At 65.0% G+C, this 18569-nt stretch carries 15 protein-coding genes; 5 read left to right on the forward strand and 10 right to left on the reverse strand.

The genetic code is table 11. The features are described 5' to 3' along the window. Positions 1-7 precede the first annotated feature (7 nt). Positions 8-229, reverse strand: coding sequence for a hypothetical protein (locus tag ACO227_RS03400; RefSeq protein WP_423605292.1), 222 nt, complete (start codon positions 227-229; stop codon positions 8-10). A gap of 112 nt (positions 230-341) precedes the next feature. On the opposite strand from ACO227_RS03400, the gene ACO227_RS03405 reads away from it, so the two are divergent. After that, on the forward strand, positions 342-1427 hold the full coding sequence (locus ACO227_RS03405) for a hypothetical protein (RefSeq protein WP_423605294.1): 1086 nt from the start codon (positions 342-344) through the stop codon (positions 1425-1427). A 28-nt stretch (positions 1428-1455) separates the two neighbouring features. Here the strand turns inward: ACO227_RS03405 and ACO227_RS03410 are convergent, their stop codons facing one another. The 6 genes from ACO227_RS03410 to ACO227_RS03435 are packed head-to-tail and all read right to left on the reverse strand — an operon-like array spanning position 1456 to position 7250. Beyond that, positions 1456-2652, reverse strand: coding sequence for a GDSL-type esterase/lipase family protein (locus ACO227_RS03410; protein WP_423605296.1), 1197 nt, complete (start codon positions 2650-2652; stop codon positions 1456-1458). Further along, positions 2649-3251, reverse strand: coding sequence for a 2-dehydro-3-deoxy-6-phosphogalactonate aldolase (locus tag ACO227_RS03415; protein WP_423605298.1), 603 nt, complete (start codon positions 3249-3251; stop codon positions 2649-2651). The genes ACO227_RS03410 and ACO227_RS03415 overlap by 4 nt, the downstream gene beginning before the upstream one ends. A gap of 43 nt (positions 3252-3294) precedes the next feature. Then, the gene (locus tag ACO227_RS03420; RefSeq protein WP_423605300.1) at positions 3295-3999 is read right to left on the reverse strand and encodes an SDR family NAD(P)-dependent oxidoreductase; all 705 of its coding nucleotides are present in this window, start codon (positions 3997-3999) and stop codon (positions 3295-3297) included. A gap of 16 nt (positions 4000-4015) precedes the next feature. After that, on the reverse strand, positions 4016-5083 hold the full coding sequence (locus ACO227_RS03425) for a DUF4432 family protein (RefSeq protein ID WP_423605301.1): 1068 nt from the start codon (positions 5081-5083) through the stop codon (positions 4016-4018). After that, positions 5080-6300: an MFS transporter gene (locus ACO227_RS03430; protein WP_423605303.1), complete on the reverse strand. Its 1221-nt coding sequence runs from the start codon at positions 6298-6300 to the stop codon at positions 5080-5082. Before ACO227_RS03430 ends, ACO227_RS03425 begins: the two co-directional genes overlap by 4 nt. Next, complete coding sequence (locus ACO227_RS03435) at positions 6297-7250, reverse strand: 2-dehydro-3-deoxygalactonokinase (RefSeq protein ID WP_423605305.1); 954 nt, start codon at positions 7248-7250, stop codon at positions 6297-6299. The genes ACO227_RS03430 and ACO227_RS03435 overlap by 4 nt, the downstream gene beginning before the upstream one ends. 151 nt (positions 7251-7401) lie before the next feature. On the opposite strand from ACO227_RS03435, the gene ACO227_RS03440 reads away from it, so the two are divergent. The 3 genes from ACO227_RS03440 to ACO227_RS03450 all read left to right on the forward strand — a co-directional run bounded on the left by ACO227_RS03440 (position 7402) and on the right by ACO227_RS03450 (position 10349). Beyond that, positions 7402-8133 (forward strand): IclR family transcriptional regulator, encoded by a 732-nt coding sequence (locus tag ACO227_RS03440; protein ID WP_423605307.1) that lies wholly within the window; start codon positions 7402-7404, stop codon positions 8131-8133. A gap of 104 nt (positions 8134-8237) precedes the next feature. Continuing rightward, positions 8238-9164: a dihydrodipicolinate synthase family protein gene (locus ACO227_RS03445; RefSeq protein WP_423605309.1), complete on the forward strand. Its 927-nt coding sequence runs from the start codon at positions 8238-8240 to the stop codon at positions 9162-9164. Positions 9165-9179: 15 nt separating this feature from the next. After that, complete coding sequence (locus ACO227_RS03450; protein WP_423605311.1) at positions 9180-10349, forward strand: mandelate racemase/muconate lactonizing enzyme family protein; 1170 nt, start codon at positions 9180-9182, stop codon at positions 10347-10349. Between the two features lie 128 nt (positions 10350-10477). On the opposite strand, the gene ACO227_RS03455 is transcribed toward ACO227_RS03450, so the two are convergent. Together ACO227_RS03455 and ACO227_RS03460 are read right to left on the reverse strand one after the other, a co-directional pair. Further along, complete coding sequence (locus ACO227_RS03455) at positions 10478-13285, reverse strand: hypothetical protein (RefSeq protein ID WP_423605313.1); 2808 nt, start codon at positions 13283-13285, stop codon at positions 10478-10480. A gap of 57 nt (positions 13286-13342) precedes the next feature. Next, positions 13343-16039: a TonB-dependent receptor gene (locus ACO227_RS03460; protein WP_423605315.1), complete on the reverse strand. Its 2697-nt coding sequence runs from the start codon at positions 16037-16039 to the stop codon at positions 13343-13345. Positions 16040-17069: 1030 nt separating this feature from the next. Between ACO227_RS03460 and ACO227_RS03465 the strand changes: the two genes are divergently transcribed. Then, positions 17070-17507: a hypothetical protein gene (locus tag ACO227_RS03465; protein WP_423605316.1), complete on the forward strand. Its 438-nt coding sequence runs from the start codon at positions 17070-17072 to the stop codon at positions 17505-17507. Positions 17508-17604: 97 nt separating this feature from the next. Here the strand turns inward: ACO227_RS03465 and ACO227_RS03470 are convergent, their stop codons facing one another. Continuing rightward, the gene (locus tag ACO227_RS03470) at positions 17605-18531 is read right to left on the reverse strand and encodes an SDR family NAD(P)-dependent oxidoreductase (RefSeq protein WP_423605317.1); all 927 of its coding nucleotides are present in this window, start codon (positions 18529-18531) and stop codon (positions 17605-17607) included. Between the last annotated feature and the right edge of the window lie 38 nt (positions 18532-18569).

The raw sequence follows: 18569 nt of genomic DNA on the forward strand, positions 1-18569 counted from the left end.
CGACTGGCTACTCAAGCCGGCGCGAACTGGAGGAGAGGAATATGACCAAGCGTGCCAAACTGCTCGTGGCCGGCGGGGTGTGCCTGACCGGCGCCGCGCTCGCATCCTCTGTATCTATGATAGCGTCAAATAATGCTGCCGGCTCGGGCAGAATCGAAATCACACCTTCGCCACCAGAAGCGACGGCACTTAGTTCGGCGCCGATAAACTCGGCGGTGTCGATGTCCACAACCAGCCTCGCAGCGCCGACGCTTCAAATTCCCAGCGGGTCGCCAATTGAGACTTTCCACGACTCCGCAGTCGACAAATGCGGAACGACGGAGATTCGCCAGGACGGGCCGGTGCGCGTTTTCGAGGATCAGTTCAACGTCATCCACATGACGGTCTCGAACGCGCAGGCGATGGCGTATCAATGGACCGGATCAGTGACTGGCTTCACCAACAATCCCAAGACGGCCGCGCTCGACTGCACACCGGTGATGCTCGGCTATGTCAACAACAGCGATGTCAGCAAGTTCGACGAGAAGACATGGATCCAGGGGTTCCACTTCGACGGGACGACTGCCTGGGCCTATGGGCACCAGGATCATTGGGGCGGCCCGCCGCGTTCCACCAATCCCAATTGCCACGCATCGGGCGTCGACGACGACAAGAATGGCTGCTGGTACGCCTCGATCGCGACCTGGAAGGCGAACCCGGTGTCGAGCGCGGACCGGCATCTGAACTTTACCCGCAACGGCGCGGCGCCGAACCACACCGCCATCTATCCCAATGTCCAGTATCCGGGCGATCTGCAAACGCCGAAATCCGGCTGGATCGGCTATGGCGCACCCTCCAACATCTTCCGCGGCCGGAACCAGGACGGCACCACCGATGGCTATTGGTATATGTTCGCCTATACGAATTCCGGATTCGCGAGCCAGCCCAAGGGCGTGTGCCTGTTCCGCAGCAACAATCCGGCCGATCAGACGAGCTGGCGGGCATGGAACGGCAACACCACCACGCCGGGGTTCACCCAAGTGATGGGCAATCCCTACACCACCACCAACTCGCCCTGCGCGGTGGTGCAGCCGGCGCTGTTCAACACCTATGTCCGTAGCGTCGTGTGGCACAAGCCGTCGCGCCACTACATCGCGATCTACCGCGTCGGCGCCACCGGGGTCTATTGGGCGACCTCGCCCGACATGCTCAACTGGACCCAGGGTGGGGAGTTGCTGGCTTCGGACAGCGACGCCGCGAGCTATCCGGTGCTGATCGATTTCGACGGCGGCGATTATGGCGACAGCAATTTCGACCGCGCCTATGACAATGGCAAGCTCTACCTCTTCTACCGCAAGAAGGTTTCTGGCGCCGTCCGCATCACGCGGCGGCTGGTCGATGTGACCAATTATCCGGCTGATCCGCCCAGTTCGAGCAATCCGGGCTGATCAGTCAAACATCTGGACGCCCGCGCCGTTAGTGGCGCGGGCGTTTGGGATAGAGCAGGTCCAACGGCACGGCATCCGCCATCGCTCGATACCCGACCGGAGATGGGTGCAAATGGTCGCCGCTGTCATAAGCTGGACGCAAGGCCAGCGGATCGGAGGGATCGGCGCCGATCCGGTCGAAGTCGATCACCGTGTCGTAAAGCGAGCTCGTGCGGATGAAGCGGTTGAGCGCGGCGCGTACCCCCTCGCGCTCGGCAGTGAACCCTTGGCGGCGCGTGGGCAGCAGTGTCGCACCGATCACGCGCAGCCCGCGCAATTTGGCGCGGAGCGCGAGCTGGGCATGTGCCTGAATCAAAGCCTCGGCGCGGATCGGGGTGCCGTAGATGTCGTTGATCCCCTCGAACAACACGAGCGTGTGCACGCCGGGATGCGCCGCGATATCGCGATCGAAGCGCGCAAGCGCGTTCTCGCCCGCGCCTGGGCGCTGCGCAGCGATCCGGTTGCCTGAGATGCCGAGATTGGCCAAGCCCAGTGGCAAGGCGCCGGATCTCGCCGCCACACGCCTCGCGAGGAAATCCACCCAGCCCTGATAGCCGCCACGTGGTTCGGCGCCGCTATCGGTGATTGAATCGCCCAGAAAGGCGACGGTTCCCGCGTTGGTCCCCTCCCCGACCAGAGCGTCGAGGAAGAACCAGTGCGGCACACGCGTGGGGAACGCTCCGGCATCCTCAGTGGCGCCGAAGTCTCCCGACGCGGACAGCCAGGACCAGTCCTTCGGGCGCAAATGGCCGGTGACCGCCGACGGCGTTCCGCGCACCGCGATACTGGCCAGGAGATCGGCGCCGGCGGCAATCCGAAACGCGACCAGATCGCTGACCACACTCGCTCCCGCCGGAATCGAGATCGAACGTCGTCCCCCGAACGCGAGCACGCGATTCGTGCCCCGCCGCACCGTCGCGCCCGAGTCCCTATGCCCGAGATATGACGAGACAATCTCGAGCGGTTCGCTGCCGAAGGCGTTGCTGATCCTGATGCGCGCGGTTGGCGCACTCGCGGTGGCGCGCAAGGCGAGGCGTATCGTCTGGTCGGCGATCGCATAATCAAGCCGGTCGACCGCTGCCGCCCACAGCGTGAAGGGAGACGGTCTGGCTGAGGAGGGCGCGCGCGCGACGGCCGCGACGGGAACGGCCGCCGTGATCGCGAGCAACGATCGCCGGCCGATCATTGCGGCGGCTGACCGACCGCCTGCCAGGCTGCGACAATCGCCCGGGCGCGCTCGCCGGTTTCGGGTACCGACTGGCCTGGGCGGTAGAGCGCGGTGCCGATGCCGAAGCCGCTCGCCCCTGCCTCGACAAAGGCCCGATAATCTTCCTCCGAGATGCCGCCGACAGCATAGACGGGCATGCCTCGGGGCAGCACGGCGCGCCATGCAGCCAGCGTCGCCGCGCCGAGCGGGCCCGCAGGAAACAGCTTGAGCGCGGCTGCGCCGCCGTCGATCGCGGCAAAGGCTTCGCTGGCGGTGGCGACCCCCGGCATCACCGCGAGACCCAACGCCGCGCCGTGTGCGATCACATTGGGGTTCGTGTTGGGCGCGAGGATCAGCATAGCGCCCGCACCCGCGGCGCGCTCGACCGAGGCTATGTCCACTACCGTCCCGGCGCCGATCACCGCGCGATCGCCGAATGCGTCGGCGAGCGCGGTGATGCTTGCAAAGGATTCCGGCGAATTCAGCGGCACCTCGATCATCGTGAAGCCGGCGTCGAGCAGCACGGCCCCGACTTCGATCACCGCATCCGGCGTGATTCCCCGCAGGATCGGGATCAACGGCAGTCGCCTGCTTGCCTGGTCGAACGATACTGTCATCGCATCACCGCCGGGTGATTCCCGCCCCGCCATCGATCCCAACTACGGTGCCGGTGATCCAGGCCGCGGCGTCGGACGAAAGGAAGAGGATGAGATCGGCCACCTCGTCGGCAGTGCCCAGCCGGCCGAGCGGGTGCCGGCGCACATTCGCCGCGCGCGCCGCGGCCGGATCGGGCGCGCGGTCGAACGAGGCGCGCAACATCGTGGTATCAACCGACGCCGGCGCCACACCGTTCGCTCGAATGCCGCTTTCAGCGACTTCAAGCGCGAAGGTCTTGAGAAAGGTTTCGAGCGCCCCCTTGGAAGCGGCATAGGCGGCGAGCCCAGGGGCTCCCATCCGCGCGTTGATCGACGAGACGAACGTGAACACCCCTCTCCCCGCCCTCTGCATATCCGGCGCGAACGCCTGCACCAGGCGAAGCGCGCCGCCGACATTGACATCATAGACGCGCAGGAACGCCCCGGATGACGATTGCAGCGTTCCAGCAAACTCGGTCGCCGCCGCGGCATGGACGGCGATCGTCGGCGCACCGAACTTGCTGCGCACCGCGTCCGCCGCTGCCGTCACAGCGGCGTCGTCCGCGAGATCACATGCCAACCCGACATCGCCGATCGTCGGCGCGATGAGATCAAGCGCGACGACCCGCGCACCGGCAGCGGCAAACCGCTCGCATACCGCCGCGCCAATGCCACCGGCGGCGCCGGTCACCACCGCAATCTCACCCTCAAGCCGCATCGGCGTCCTCCCAACTGAGCGCGCCGCCCCATGCGACGCTGCTTATGGGCCGCGCATCCGCCGTGAACAGCGTCGCTTCGATCCGTGTTTGCCTGCGTTCGCCGGGTGCAAGCCTGACTGCCGTACCGCGCGCGACCGCATCGGCCACGGACGGCAAGTCGCAGCAGGGCTCGAGTGCCAGCATCGTCCGCGCGCCATACCAGGGATAGTCGTCGCCGCCACCCAACAGGCGCCAATAGCCAAGCAGCGGAAAGAGCGCCTCGTCCCAGCGTAACGCAACCCCGGCGCCGCGCCGCGGGTTGCGAACCGCGAGCCAGCCGCTCGCCAGGTCTTCGCATCGCACGAAGTCCTGCGCATTATCGCGGTCGCCCGGAACGACCGACAGGTCCTGATCCGCGAGCATCGGCCAAGCCGCACGCACGCCGGGCCGAAGCGTCGCCGCAGGAGGCAGCGTTTCTGCGGTGATGGCGATGCAGGCGGGAAGGTCTACCTTGCTGCCCGCCTCGATCAGCGGCATGCCGAAGGTCGGATGATGACCCCATAGCAGTTCGAACGGATGCGCCGCCTCGCTCGTGACCGCTTCGTCGATGACCAGCGTGGCGCCCACCTCATCAAGCGCGATGTGACGCTCGATCACCAGTGGCGTCCGCCGGAGCCGCGTCCAGGCGCGGATCGCCACGCCCGCCGGACCGTCGCGCTCAATGGCATAGTCCCAAGGCAGGAAGGTCGCTTCGCCATGCTGGCCGTAGCTGGCACCACGATGCTCGCACGGACCCGGGCCGTTGGGCAGCATGACATACCAGCCACCCGGGAACTGGTCGCGGAAGGCGCCAACCGGCAGCGACGACGACGCCATGGTTCCGAGCGGCGCCAACCCGGCGGGCGCTTGGTGCAGCGTTTCGGTATCGCTGGGCTTATGGGTCAGCTCGATAAGGTCGCAGCCCTTGTCGATCACGAAAACTGCGCGGAGCGTGGCATTCTCCAAGCTGACACAGCGGTGGCCGCGCCAGATGAACTCGCGTAGCCGCGCGCGGTGATTGCGGTGCGGACCGATCATTGATGCGCTTCCACTGGTTTGCCCGCCGTGAGCCATGCAATCAGCCAGCCGATCGGGTGGAGCGTCGCCATCACCAGGAAGACGGTGCCATAGTCGCGCGTCGCCGCGAAGGCGCCCACCAGCTGGGTCGAGATGATCCCGCCGATGCCGCTACCCGCTGCGATCAGGCCGAAGATCGTCGCCACGCGTGCCTGCGGAAAGCGATCCACCGCTAGCGTCGTGAGGTTGCCGAGGAACATCATGTGCGACAGCGCAACCAGCGCGGCGAGCGCATAGGTAATTGGCAACGAGGGCTGGAACGCGATCAGCGCACTGAGCGGCGCCAGGCAAGCGCCCATCGCCATCACTCGAAGGCGGGAGGCGATCGGCGCTGTGCCGCGTCGCACGAACCGGCCCGAGAGCAGCCCCCCGCCAACGCTGCCGATATCCGCCGCGAGGTACACGAGCCACGCGGTGGCAGCGATCGCGGCGAGCGAGAGCCCGCGCGCATCACCCAGATATTTGGGGAACCAGAACAGGTAGAAATACCACACCGGATCGGTGATCGTCCGGGCTAGGGCAAGGCCCCATACTGACTTGTCGGTAAGAATTGCGCCGAGGGACGGCTTCTCGGCCGCCACGCCGGTGGCTATCTCGCTCGGGCGACCGTGGCGCAGTGCGAGCCACGCGGCCATCCATGCGAACCCCAGCGCGCCCGTCGCCACGAACGCCGCGCGCCAGCCATAGCTGAGCGCCAGCCAGCCGATTAGCGGCGGCGCGATCGTCGCACCCACCATTGCCCCGGCGGTGTAGACGCCGACCGCGAACCCGCGTTCGTGCGGCGCATAATGTTCGGAAACCGCCTTGGGAGCGGCGACATAGTTGCCCGCTTCCCCAAGGCCGAGCGCAAAGCGGGCCGCGCCGAGCTGCCCGACGCTGTGGACTAGCCCGGTCACCATATTGGCGATCGACCACCAACCGACGAACAGCGCCAGCGCGAGCTTCGAGCCGAGCCGGTCGGTGATCCAGCCGACGACGAAATAGGCGAGCGTATACGCGATCAGGAAAAGCTGGACGACATGCGCGTAGCCGACATCGTCGATCCCCAGCTCGGCCTGGATCGTGGTCGCCAAGATCGAGAGCGTCTGGCGATCGACATAGTTGAGGACGGTCGAGAAGAAGAGCAGCGCGAGGATCGCCCAGCGCACATTCGCGCGCGGCATGACGCTCGCGGTCACGCCGGCACCCGTTGCGCATGCCCGGCGAGCGCGGCGAGGCCGGCCAGGCTGGAGGCGTGGGCGTCGGCCATCGCATGGGCGATCCCGAGCCGGTCGAGCACGGCCGCATAAAGCGGCGAGAGTGCCGGGGCACCGATCAGCGTGACATGATCCACCGCCTCGCCCGCCGCCGCCAGCGCGGTGACAGCATCGCGCACTTCGCAACCGATCAGCAGACCGGAAAGATAGGGCCGCGCGGCGTCGGGCAACAGTGCGCCGGTGACGAGCAGGCTGCGCGCCGAGAACACTGCATGCTCGAACGCGAGCCGCGCGTCAGACACTGCCGTCTCGACACCTCGAACGAAGGCGGGATCGCCCGCCGCGATCACACTGCCCGGCGCGGCTTGCGCCATGCCGCGCCCGACCAGGCTGTGCGCGACCAGGATCTCGAACATCTCGCCGGTCATGCTGGTGAAGAAGCGCGTGACTCGATCACCGACAACGCTGCACCACTTAGCGTGGGTGCCGGGGAGGCACAGCGTCCGGCGCTCCTGACCAGAAGCGCCCCCCAACCAACCGAAGACCTGCGCCTCCTCACCGCGCATCACGTCCGGCAAGCCGAAGATGTTGGTGCAGGAAATGCCGGGAACGATCGCGATCTGAACGCCGCGCGCCTCGAACCGGGTCATCACGGCCATGAGATCGTCGAGGTTCGCGGGGCACGGCGCATAAGGGCAATCGATCCAGCCGACATTCGAACCCACCATCCCCGCGAGCACAACCGGCAGCGGGCCTTCGCGCTCGAGCCACGGGCCAGCAACGTCAAAAAAGACAGCTTCGGGATCGTCACAGAATTTGATGCCCGGACCGTTCGCCGTCTCGAGCACGCGCGCGGGCACGCCGTCCTCACACAGGTGTAGACGCATGAAACTGGAGCCCCAGTCGCCCGTGATAAAACGCCCACTCGCCACGCAACCTCCCCCGCACACATACCGATACCTGAGCCAGAACTTCCGCCTAAATGTTGCGTATTTAGCGACAAGTCAATCCGGACCTGTCATAGTCAATTGCGCTTGGCAGGCGCATGGATCATGTCGTGTCGAACGAGCGACCATCAGAGGAATGCCTGCAGTGCGGCCCAAGCCCAACGCCCAACCGAACCAGAGCCTGATCGACGGCATCGCGACGCTTCAGGCACTTGCCGTCTCACCGGAGCCGGTCGGCAATCGCGAACTCGCGCGCAAGCTGGGCTTCAACCCAACGCGGGTCAACCGGCTGCTCAAGACGCTGGCCTATCTCGGCATCGCGCGGCAGACCGCGAACCGCAAATACACCGCCGGTCCCGGCATGCATGTCCTCGCCGCGCAGAGCCTGTTCGCGTCACGCTTCGTACAGAACGCGATGCCGGCGCTCGAGGAACTGCGCCGCTTCGGGCTGACCATCGCGATGGGCGTGCTGTGGAACCATGATGTGAGCTATCTCTTCCACGCCCCGCCAGGGATGGAGACCGCTCAGGCACTCGGCCGCATTGGCCTGCTCCCCGCGAGCGAGAACGGGATCGGTGTGGCGCTGCTCGCCGAGTTCGACGATGCGCACGTGATCGAGCTCTATGAAGGCGAGGATGTCCCAGGCTATTCGGGCGGTGTGAACGACCTGCTGAACGTCCTGCGCGAAACGCGCACACAGGGCTACGCGCGCGTCCGCGTGGGAGAGAACCAGGACCGGCATACCATCGCGATCGGCGTCTCCAACCCCGCCTTCGCCGCGATCGGCATGTCGGGCTGGATACCCGAGGAAGCGACCTCCGAGATCGTCGCCGCGCTGCGAGCCGCAGCCGCCAAGATCGCCGAATGATCAGGGCGACTGTTACGACTACTGAAACATTTTGATTGCTAAATTAGCAATGTTGTGGTTGGACACCCCAGCGCTTCTACGGTGCGCGTGACGAGGGGATGAACATGTCGACGATCAACGGCGCCTTTCCGGTCCTTCCGACCATCTTCACCGACCAGGGGGCGATCGACGAAGCCGGCATCTGCGCCGTTACCGAGTGGGCGGTCGGCTGCGGAGTCGATGGCGTCGTCTACCCGGGCCTGGCCAGCGAATACGACCATTTGACGCTCGATGAGCGTCTCCATCTGATTGCGCTCATTGGCGAGCGCGTCGCGGGTCGCGCCGCCTTCGTGTGCGGCGGCGGCGGCAAGAGCGATGAGGAGAGCGAGGCGATAATCGTCGCTGCCGCGCGCGCCGGGGCCAGTGCGGCGATGGTGGTGACGCCCGGCCGCTATGCCGACGACATGGACGGCCTTGCCGGCTTCTATCGCCGCCTTTCCGCCGCTGCCGACGTACCGATCATGCTTCAGAACGCGCCCATGCCGATGGGCCTCGGCCTCTCCCCCCCCGCGGTGCTCGACATCGTCCGCGCGGCGCGGGGCATCCGCTATGTGAAGGAGGAGACCGTCCCGTGCGGCCAGCGCATCACCGCGCTGCGCGAACAGGGCGATGGCCTGCTCGACGGCATGTTCGGCGGGGCCGGCGGCCGCTACATCACCGACGAACTCGCGCGGGGCGCAATCGGCACCATGCCCGCAGTCGAGATCGCTGATCTCCATGTCCAGCTTGTCACGGCGCACCGGGCTAGCGACTGGGCGCGTGTGCGCTGGCTGTTCGAGCGCACGCTGCCGCTGCTCAACATGCAGGCGATCTACCGCTGGCGGTTGACCAAGGAAGTGCTCCGCCGCCGCGGGCTGATCGCGAGCGCGTTCGTCCGTGCGCCGGGGCCGGCGCTCGACAAGCACGATTTGCGCGAGCTCGACGAGCTGCTCGAAAGCCTCGCGGACCTGTTGACGCCCGTCGAGGCGATCGCCCAACGTCGCGCCGGCTGACCGAGGAAGACACAGATGGACGACCGGATCGAACGCATCGAAGCCTTCGTCGTCACGATTCCGCGCGATACGCCCTATCTCGGGCCGCTCGGCGCGGGCGAGCAAGTTAACGCGCGTGGCTATTTCGTGCGCAAGTCCAACCGCACGATCTATCCCACGCAGGACCGTTCGGTCGTTGTCCGCGTCACCACGCGCGACGGCGTGGTGGGCTGGGGCGAGACCTATGGCCTTACTGCGCCGCAGGTGATCGGTACCCTCATGGACGACCTGATCGCGCCGATCGTCACCGGCCGCGACCCGTTCGACGTCGCGGTGCTGTGGGAGGACCTTTACGACATCCTGCGCGTGCGTGGTTATGGCGGGGGCTTCTATCTCGACGCGGTGGCCGCGATGGATATCGCGCTGTGGGACATTTGCGGCCAGATCACGGGCCTTCCGATCCGCAAGCTGCTCGGCGGCGAGCGGCGCCAGGCGATCCCGGCCTATGTCTCCGGACTCCCGCGTGCGACGCTCGACGAGCGCGTGGCGCTGGCGAAGGACTTCGCCGACAAGGGTTTCACTGCGTTCAAGATCGCCGCGGCGGTGAGCTGGGACGGGCTCGACCGCGAGCTCGGCGCGCTGCGTGAGGCGTTGGGCCCTGAGGTGCGGCTGATGGTCGATTTCCACTGGATGCACAGCCGCGGTGACGCCGCCCAGCTGATCCGTCGGCTCGAACGTCATGACCTCGCCTTCGCCGAAGCGCCGCTGAAGACTGAAGACGTGGCGGGGCTCGCCCATGTCGCGCGTTCGGTCACAACGCCGATCGCTGCGGGCGAGGAGTGGCGGACCGTCTATGATGCCGAGCCCCGGCTCACCGCCGGCGCGGTCGCGATTGTCCAGCCCGAGATGGGACATACCGGAATCACGCAGTTCATGCGCATCGCCCAGCTGGCAGGCGCGCACCACATCCCGACGATCCCGCATGCGACGATCGGCGCCGGCATCTTCCTCGCCGCCAGCCTCCAGGCCTCGGCGGCGATCCTCGACCTGCCGATGCACGAATATCAGCATTCGATCTTCGACCGGAACGCCACGCTGCTCGACGGCACGCTGGCGTGCGAGGCGGGAGCCTACAGCCTTCCTGGGGGCGCTGGACTGGGTGTGGCGCCGGGCGAAGATTTCTGGCGCTACGCCGAAGCGATCTGAGGCGACGGACTTTGGGCTCGCCCTGGCACCCATCCTGATCCGCCCCCTCCGTCAGCCCACGCATTCCCGGACTGACACCTCACCTTCGGGAGGATAGTCTCCCTAGCCTCAATCGGTACCGATGCTGCCTAGCGCCCCAGCACGCCGCGGCTCGCCTCGCGGCTGCCGTCAGCGCCTTCGGCCGAAAGCTCGAAGTCGAAACCCTCGTTGCCCAGCCCTTCGACCGTAAACTCGAACGGATAGGCCGTGTCGGTCAGCTGCCGGCGCTCGCCGCCGGCATCGCGGTAGGACAGCGTGACGCTGCGCACCTTGCTGTCGTCGTCGCGGCAATAGACGAATGCCCGCCGGCCGAGACCGCCGAAGCCGAGCAACGCACCGCGCGCCTCGCATGCGGGCAGCGCGACATGATCGTTGGGGATCCGCCCGGCCTTGGTGAGCAGCTTTTTCTGAAAGGCGACCTTGGGCTGCGCATCCTCGATCTTCAGTGCGGTGATCCCGCCCGCGGGAACCACGACCTCGAAACCGCCTCCGTTCGATGCTGTCTCGCCCTCGGGTGAGAGCTTCACCACCCTGTCCCCTGCGGATACCCGCGCGGGATCGAGTGTGATGCGGCTGCGAACCGGCTGTTGCGACTGGTTGGCGAAGGCGAGGTAGAGCGTGTCGTCACGATAGCCCGCGACATAGTTGAGCTCGACCGAATCCGCACGGACCAGCCCCTTGGGCATCCACAGCTGCACGCCTTCGTCGCCATAGAAACGACCCGGGCGGTGCCCGTAGAAGCCGTTCTGCAGATAGGCATAGCCTTCGATATACTCGGCCGGGAAATCGATCTGCCCCCGCGAGCGGACATGCGCATCGCTCACCAGATAATCGAGCAGCATCGTCGCCATCGGCCAGATGTGGTTGTAGTGGAACGAGTTGACGCTCAGCTCCTCATGGCGATGCAGCGGATAGTCGGCGCGCTCGTAGATGTTCGTGCGCGCGGTATTGATGTGATAGCCGGGAAAGCTGCGGTAGCGCCCGATCGTCGCCGCCTTGGCCACTTGCTGCAGGAAGGCATCACCGGTCTCGGCGCCGATGCGCAGCATCCACGGCGCATAATTGGCCATGAAGATGCCGCGATGCCCGCTCGCCGTGCCCGAGGATTCGGGCGTAAGGCCGATCTCGGACAAGCGCCAGGCAGGCACCTGCTCCTCGGGCGCCGTCATCGGCTTGGACCCCTTGGACTTGAGGTACCAATAGACCGGCGCCTTGCCGCCAGGATTGACCATGACGTTCTCGTCGGGGATCCGCGGCGCCATCCAGGTGAACATGGTGTAGCGGCGCGCGGCGATGTGTGCGGCCTCGAGATAGCGCCGCTCCCTCGTTACCTCGTACAGCCGGTAGAGATTGATGAAGTCCGGCACGAAGCCGGTCCAGAAGAACTGCGCCGACCCGTCGAACGATTTGGAAAGCGTACCGACGCGCTCCTTAAGGTAGGCGTCGGCGCCGGCGGTCGCGGCATCGAGATAGCGCTTCTCGTCGGTGGCAAGATAGAGGCTGAGCGCGTTCTGCCACCGGTCCCCCTGCTCGGCCACATCGAGGTTGCGCACCCGCGTCTGGCCATAGGCTTCGCGCGCGAGATCGAGGAACAGCGGGTTGGCGCGACCGAAGATGTTATAGAGCGCGGTGAGCTCGGAGAGCGGCGCTGCTGGGCCCTTCAGTGCGCGCGAGGGATCCTGGATCTTCTGCTTGGGATCGAGGCTGAACAGGAATTTCTCGCGCGAGAGCTGATACTCGATCACCGGCGCCGCGCGCCCCTCGAACAGCTCCGGGCGGTCCGCAACCAGCGCCAGTTCGAGCGGATTGAGACTGCTAACATTCTTCACCGCGCCGGGCACGTCGGTCGAATAGGATGGCCCCTTCAGCTCGGCGATCCAATTGGCATATTCGGTGAGCGAATAATCGACGATATTGTCGAACGCGGTGTTGAGCGAGGCGATCGAATTGCGGCGATAGTCGCGGAAGCCGTAGACTGAACGTGCCAGCTTCTCATAGGTTTGGGTGATGTCGCTCGCGCGCTCGGCGATGGCGTAGAAGCTGAAGCTGGTCGTCTCGCCGGGCTTGAGCTGCGATCCCGCCCCGCCCAGCACTGGCGCGAAGATCGTCGGCTGGGCGCGCCCGTCCTCGCCGCGCACCGCGATGCCGAAGCGGCTGTTGTCGGCGAGCGGTAGTGGCTGGAAGGGGAACTCCTCCGCTGCGGCGAGCGCGCCATAGACTCGGTCGCCCTTGCGCACGAGCGCGGTCGGCAGGGTCGCCTGATAGGCAAGCGTCAGATAGCTGTTCGCCGGCATCCGGCGCTCCTGCCAGATCAGCGACTGCCATATTTCGTCGGCCGCGGCCGCGTCATGCGCCGGCGCGCCGACATACCCCACTGAGAAATAGCCCGGCTTCTTCGCCTTCAGCCGGTAGCGGATCAGCGGATAGGGCTTGTCCGAGGTGACCAGCTCCGCCTCAAGCGTGAAGCGCGGATCTTCCGGGAAGGCCAACGTCCAGCCCTTCGTAGTCCGTGTGACACTGCTGGGCTTGAGGCGGGCTTGTTCTCCGCTGTTGAAATAGTTTGCTGTCCGCGCCTCCGCCGACGCGTTGAGGATGCGGTCGTCGAAACCGTCGCCCTGCGTGGCGGCGGCGCGCTTGACCTCGGTCAGATCGGCACGCGCCGGATCCTGCGCCAGCCAGGTGGCGACATTGTAAGGCGTCCGGGGAATCCCTGCCGGACGCAACGCCATCTTGGGATCGGTCTCGCGATAGAGCACGACGAATTCGAGCTCGAACTCACCTAGCGGCGGCGCTTCCTGGGCGGCATCCAGGCGGGGGCTCGCCTGGAGCGGTGTAAAGGCGTGAAACATCGACACCGCGGCCACGCCCGCCGCCAACAGACCCAGAGTACGCAGCATCACTTGCAATCCTCGGAAGAACGCCGCGGCGCCACGAAGCGCCGCGGTAGAGAGACTTTACTTGCCGAAACGCACGCGGACGCCGGCGGTGAAGGTCCGCCCGCTGAGCCGGTAGGTCTGCGTCGCTTCCTCGAACACGCTGTAGCGGCGGTTCGGCGTGTTGGTGAGGTTGGTCGCCTCGAGATAGAATTTCACATTCTCGTTGAGGTCGAAGTTCATCGACGCCGACAGGCTATCATAGGGGCGATAATAGCTCCCACTGCCGCCAGACGAGATGCTGGAGAGATACTTGCTCCGCCAGTTCCAGGCGAGGCGCACCCCGATCGGTCCCTTCTCGTAATAACCGACCAAGTTGACATTGTACTTCGATAGCCCCTGAAGCGGCAGGTCTTCGCCGGTGCGCACGTCGAGAATGCCGGTGCTGCTGTCGACATAGGTAAAGGTGGCATTGACTCCGAACCCGTCGAGCGGGTCCGGCAGGAAGCTCAGCGGCTGGCTCATCTGAGCTTCGAAACCCTTGATCTTGCCGCCCTGCCCATTGACCGTTCGCGTGACCGCGAACAGGCCGTCGGGATTGTTCGCCGGGTCCGGTGTGAAGCCAGGAATCTCCTCGAAGAAGACGCGCCGGTAGAGAAACGTCTCGACGTCCTTGTAGAACAGCGCGAGCGAATAGATCGCACCCTTGGTCGGATAGAATTCGAGCGAGGCGTCGAGTGAGTTGACGCGGAACGGCTCGAGCGCGGGATTGCCGACCGTGGCGACGCCCGAGGATTCCACAACCGAGAAGGACGGCGTCAGGTCGGTGGTGTCGGCGCGCGCCATGCTGCGCGCCGCGCCAAGGCGGAACAACATCCTCGGCGCGACCTCGAACCTCAGCGAGACGCTCGGCAGCCAGTCGTCATAGCGCACGAATTGGTTGTTGGGCCGTACCGTATCCAGGTCGTAACGGACGCCGGCCCAGCCGAATGCATCGACCTTGTTGCGCACATAACGAACGCCGACATTGCCCGAGAAGGGGATTCCGAACAGCGACGAACGGAAGTCCGCCTGGCCGTAGGCGGCGTAAGTGGTCTCGACGAGCCGGTAGGACGAAGTCGGATCGAATTCCTCGGGCGCACATGTCGGGACGATCGCCTCGCATACATAATCCGATGTGCCGAGCGGAACGCCGATCATGTAGGCGCGCGGGAAATTCCCCTCCACGCCATCGAGGAAATCGGGATATTCCGCGACGCGCCAGTTGCCCGGGAAGTTGGTCACCGGCGCCGACGTGCCCGAGAAGACCACCTGATTGCGATAGGTGCCCCTATCGGAATTCACCCGGTTGTAGCGCACGCCCAGCTTCACGTTGCGCACGAAGCCGTCCAGCTCCTGGACAAGGTCGAGCTTCCCCGACACTTCCTTCGACGCATAGTCGAAGAAATTGTCGAATGAGGTGTTGAACACGAAGTTCGCCGGGTTGGTAAGGTCGAGTCCGTTGGGAAAGGTCACCGCCGGCACCAGCGCATCGCGGAAGTCGAAGGCGACGACCTGCTGGGTGCGCGTCTTGGTGCTCAGATAGGACTGAGTATAGTCCTGCTGTGCCTTGGAATAGGCGAACTCGCCCGAGAGGGTCAGCCGGTCGGTCACATCCCAGCTTCCGCCAATCGCGCCCGAATAGATGTTGGTGGGAAGCTGAATAACCTCGCCATTCCCCTGCACGTTGGTGGCGCGGAAGGTGCCGGCGATCAGGTTCTCGTTCTCGTCGACCGTGAGCTGCGTATAGGCGCTGCCGGTCGGCGACAGGGGGATCGACAGCCAGTTGCGCTCACGTTCGGTGTTGGCGCGCGCGTAGAGGAAGTCGAAATAGCCGCGGAAGCGCGACGACGGCGTCCAGTTGACGCTCGCCACGAGGCCCAGCTTCTCGCGCTCTTCCTCGAGCACCTGGAAACGCAAATCGTTGATCCAGTGGACCGGCGATCCATCGCCGTTCGGATCGAGCGGGATGCCGGCGGGATTGTTGTTGAAGCGGCTGTCGAACGGCCGGAAGCCCGAGGCGCTGTCGAACGAATCGGTGCGGATATTGAGCCGCTGATAGTTGATGCCCAGCGACACGCCGAGCGTGCCGTCGAACAGCGATTTGGAGATCAACGCGGTGCCGCGGCCCGAGAGCTTCCCCGACTTGTCCTTGTACACGCCCTCGATCGAGGCGCCGAAGAAGAACGGCCGGCTCGCCGAAGGACGGCGCGTCATGATGTTGACCGTGCCGCCGATCGACCCCTCGATGTTCGACGCCGCGGGCGACTTGGTCACGTCCATCCGGCCGACCAGCTCGGACGGGATCAGCGTCAGCACACTGTACGCGCCTTCATCCGGACCATCAGCGCCGCGGCCATAGGGACTGACCAGCGTCCGGCCGTTGAACTCGAGCCGGTTCTGGCGAAGACCGCGGATCGAGATCTCCTTGGCCTCGTCGATCCCTTGCTCGACCTGCACACCCGACACGCGCGACAGCGATTCAGCAACGTTGCGATCGGGAAGCTTACCGATGTCCTCGGCGACGATCGAATCGATGATCTGGTCGGAATTGCGCTTGATGTCGATACTCTGGGCCAAGCTCTCGCGGATCCCGGTGACGATCACCTCCTGCTCAGCACCTCCCCCCTCGGCCGGCGCCGTGGATTCGCCAGCCTGTGGAGCGGTCTGCGCATAGCACAGCGTTGACGTTGAACTCAGCGCCACCCCCAGCACACCCAACGCAACTACGCGGCTCATCGCCATTCAAGCCTCCCCAATCGCGGCAGGTGGTCCTGCCAGTTGCTGCGTTAATGTTGCTAATTTAGCTATTTGTCAATTGCGAAGCATCGGCGATTCCAGCATCGCGCCGCCCCATGCGAGGCCTTATCCCGCGCTCAGACGCCAAGGACACCGAAAGCATACAGGTCTCGCATCCAAACTTGATGATGTGACTAATATAGCATTTCATAGGCCGGAAAGAGGATCCCGCCCGTAGGACCGGTGGCAAGGAAGCGGTGGGGACAGGGTTCGAGGACCTCCAGCATATCTCGCTGGATCGCCGCGCAAATCTGCCGCTCATGACGTGTGCGAATGCGTGCGCGGCATCAATTGGCGTCCTCCGCAGCTAATGCCTCTATTAGCGGCCGCCAAATCGCCCTGACCTAAGGTCGGCTCTTGGGATCGGCGGAAGACGGGTTGAACGACCGATATGCGGGCGCATAGCGGTCAGGCGGCTATTGGGCCGTCGGCGGTCAGTCCGCTTTCGGGTGGTAGGGATGGATTGCTGCCGTTTCGTCGCCAGCCCACCCGAACGGCGGCTAACGCCCCGCTAGCGGACATCCAGAGGGTGTTAGTTTGATCCTCTAAACCGACATTATGAAGCACAACCGCAGAGCGTGGATCGCAGGCGTCGTCGCAATCTCACCTCTCGCGGTGCATTCCACGTCTTATCGAGCCGAGCCCGCGCGCGCGGGCTCGGCCATTGATGCAGCATCCCGCTGCGCGGCCATCGATCGGAACCCCGCTTCAACACCTGGCGAAGTCTGGTCGTGCCAGCTTGAACGCGAGGAAAGTGACAGGCGGTCGTCTGAGCTCGCAATTAGCCAAGTTGGCAATCCAGTTCTTGAGGCGAAGCGTGCAGCAGACGCCGGCGATTTTCGACTGATGGGATACTCAATGCTCGCGCCAGGGGCATTCCCCGCTGCATACGGGGTTGCTAGTCGGCCTTCGATTGTGAGCCAAGGAATGCGTAGGCGGCCCGGACTACCTCTTTCTCGGCGAAGATGGCATGGAGAGCGAGCAGCGAGAGGAGCTCCAAAGGCATGAAATGGTTGCCGTTCTTGTTTTGATGGCTGCTCCGGCAGCAGCTTGCGACAATGGGCCGTGGGAAGTCGAATTTGTCGGCAAGACCGCACAGCTTTCAAAGGAAGGCCGCGAAACGCTCAAGCTGCTCGCTCGCGACGTTCGTCGGGGATATGAGGACCGTAATCTGCTGATCGTGTTCTACGAACAGCGCCCAACCCGGTCTTCGACCAAACTCCTTCTAGCGCGTGAACACACTTTTCGAAGGTATCTGACGAATCTTCATGTTCCCGCATCCCGGCTTGCGATTGCCACTACGGCGGAGTCACCACCGGCCATGGCGATACTTGAAGGGGAACGAGCCAAAACAGAAAAACGCAATGGAACGGTGACGGTTGAGTTTTCCGTTGGCTGTAACGGCTGATGTTTGCCGACGTCCGCTTCCCACTCAAATGCTGCCGCCAGACCATCGCCTGAACAATGGCGCCTTCGGGATCGCCGGTGGGCAGGTCGAAAGACCGCTATAGGGCGCGCAACGTCGTAGCCCCATCGCTGTCGCGCATATTCACCACTATCGGGTCGATCATACCAGCGCTCGCCAGTTCGCGCTCTGCTTGGGTGAAGCCATAGCTCGGTGCGAGTTCGCCCTCCGGATCGACAACTTTATCCCAGCGAGCGACTAATGCCGGGCCAACGTGGTCGCCCGCGCCCAAATACAGGCCTTGGCTCAAGGTGATGCGCGACGCGGCGAAATGCCCGGCACCGGCGCAAAGGATGGCGCGGCTCGGCGCATCGTCGCTGACCAGGGGCAGCAAGGCCGGGCTGACCAGCGACGGATCGAGTGCGGCGAGGCTCGCCTCGGACAGGACGCCGTGGGTCATCTGCGTCGCCGCGGTCGGCGCGAGGCAGTTGACCCGGATGCCGTATTTCTCGCCTTCGATCGCCAGCGTCTGCATGAGCCCAACCAGCGCCATCTTCGCGGCACCGTAATTGGCCTGCCCGAAATTGCCCCACAGGCCCGAGGACGAGGTGGTCATCACGATCCGGCCGAAGCGCTGCTCGCGCATGATCTCCCACACCGCCTTGCTGCAGATCGCGGCGCCGATCAGGTGCACGTCCACCACCGCTCGAAAATCGTCGATGCTCATCTTGGCGAAGCTCTTGTCGCGCAGGATGCCGGCGTTGTTGACCAGGATGTCGACGCGCCCCCAGGTCTCCCGGGCGTTGGCGGCCATGTCGGCCATCGCACGCTCGTCGCTCACCGAACCCGCGATCGCGATCGCATCGCCGCCGCACGCACGAATCTCGCCGGCGACCCGCTCGGCAGATGCCAAGGCAAGATCGTTGACCACGATCTTCGCCCCCTGGCTCGCCAGATAAAGCGCATGCGCACGGCCCAGGCCGCCGCCGGCACCTGTCACGATCGCAATCCGGCCGTCGAGCAACATCAAGCTTCTCCCTAATTAACTCTCTGGTGAGTGAATAT

The sequence above is a fragment of the Sphingomonas sp. MS122 genome (assembly GCF_049532975.1).
Taxonomy (GTDB): domain Bacteria; phylum Pseudomonadota; class Alphaproteobacteria; order Sphingomonadales; family Sphingomonadaceae; genus Sphingomonas.

Coding starts and splice junctions, on each gene's coding strand:
- ACO227_RS03470 (WP_423605317.1), bottom strand. CDS start 18,531: ATGTTGCTCGACGGCCGGATTGCGATCGTGACAGGTGCCGGCGGCGGC.
- ACO227_RS03440 (WP_423605307.1), top strand. CDS start 7,402: ATGCCTGCAGTGCGGCCCAAGCCCAACGCCCAACCGAACCAGAGCCTG.
- ACO227_RS03410 (WP_423605296.1), bottom strand. CDS start 2,652: ATGATCGGCCGGCGATCGTTGCTCGCGATCACGGCGGCCGTTCCCGTC.
- ACO227_RS03460 (WP_423605315.1), bottom strand. CDS start 16,039: ATGAGCCGCGTAGTTGCGTTGGGTGTGCTGGGGGTGGCGCTGAGTTCA.
- ACO227_RS03445 (WP_423605309.1), top strand. CDS start 8,238: ATGTCGACGATCAACGGCGCCTTTCCGGTCCTTCCGACCATCTTCACC.
- ACO227_RS03465 (WP_423605316.1), top strand. CDS start 17,070: ATGGAGAGCGAGCAGCGAGAGGAGCTCCAAAGGCATGAAATGGTTGCC.
- ACO227_RS03425 (WP_423605301.1), bottom strand. CDS start 5,083: ATGATCGGTCCGCACCGCAATCACCGCGCGCGGCTACGCGAGTTCATC.
- ACO227_RS03450 (WP_423605311.1), top strand. CDS start 9,180: ATGGACGACCGGATCGAACGCATCGAAGCCTTCGTCGTCACGATTCCG.
- ACO227_RS03455 (WP_423605313.1), bottom strand. CDS start 13,285: ATGCTGCGTACTCTGGGTCTGTTGGCGGCGGGCGTGGCCGCGGTGTCG.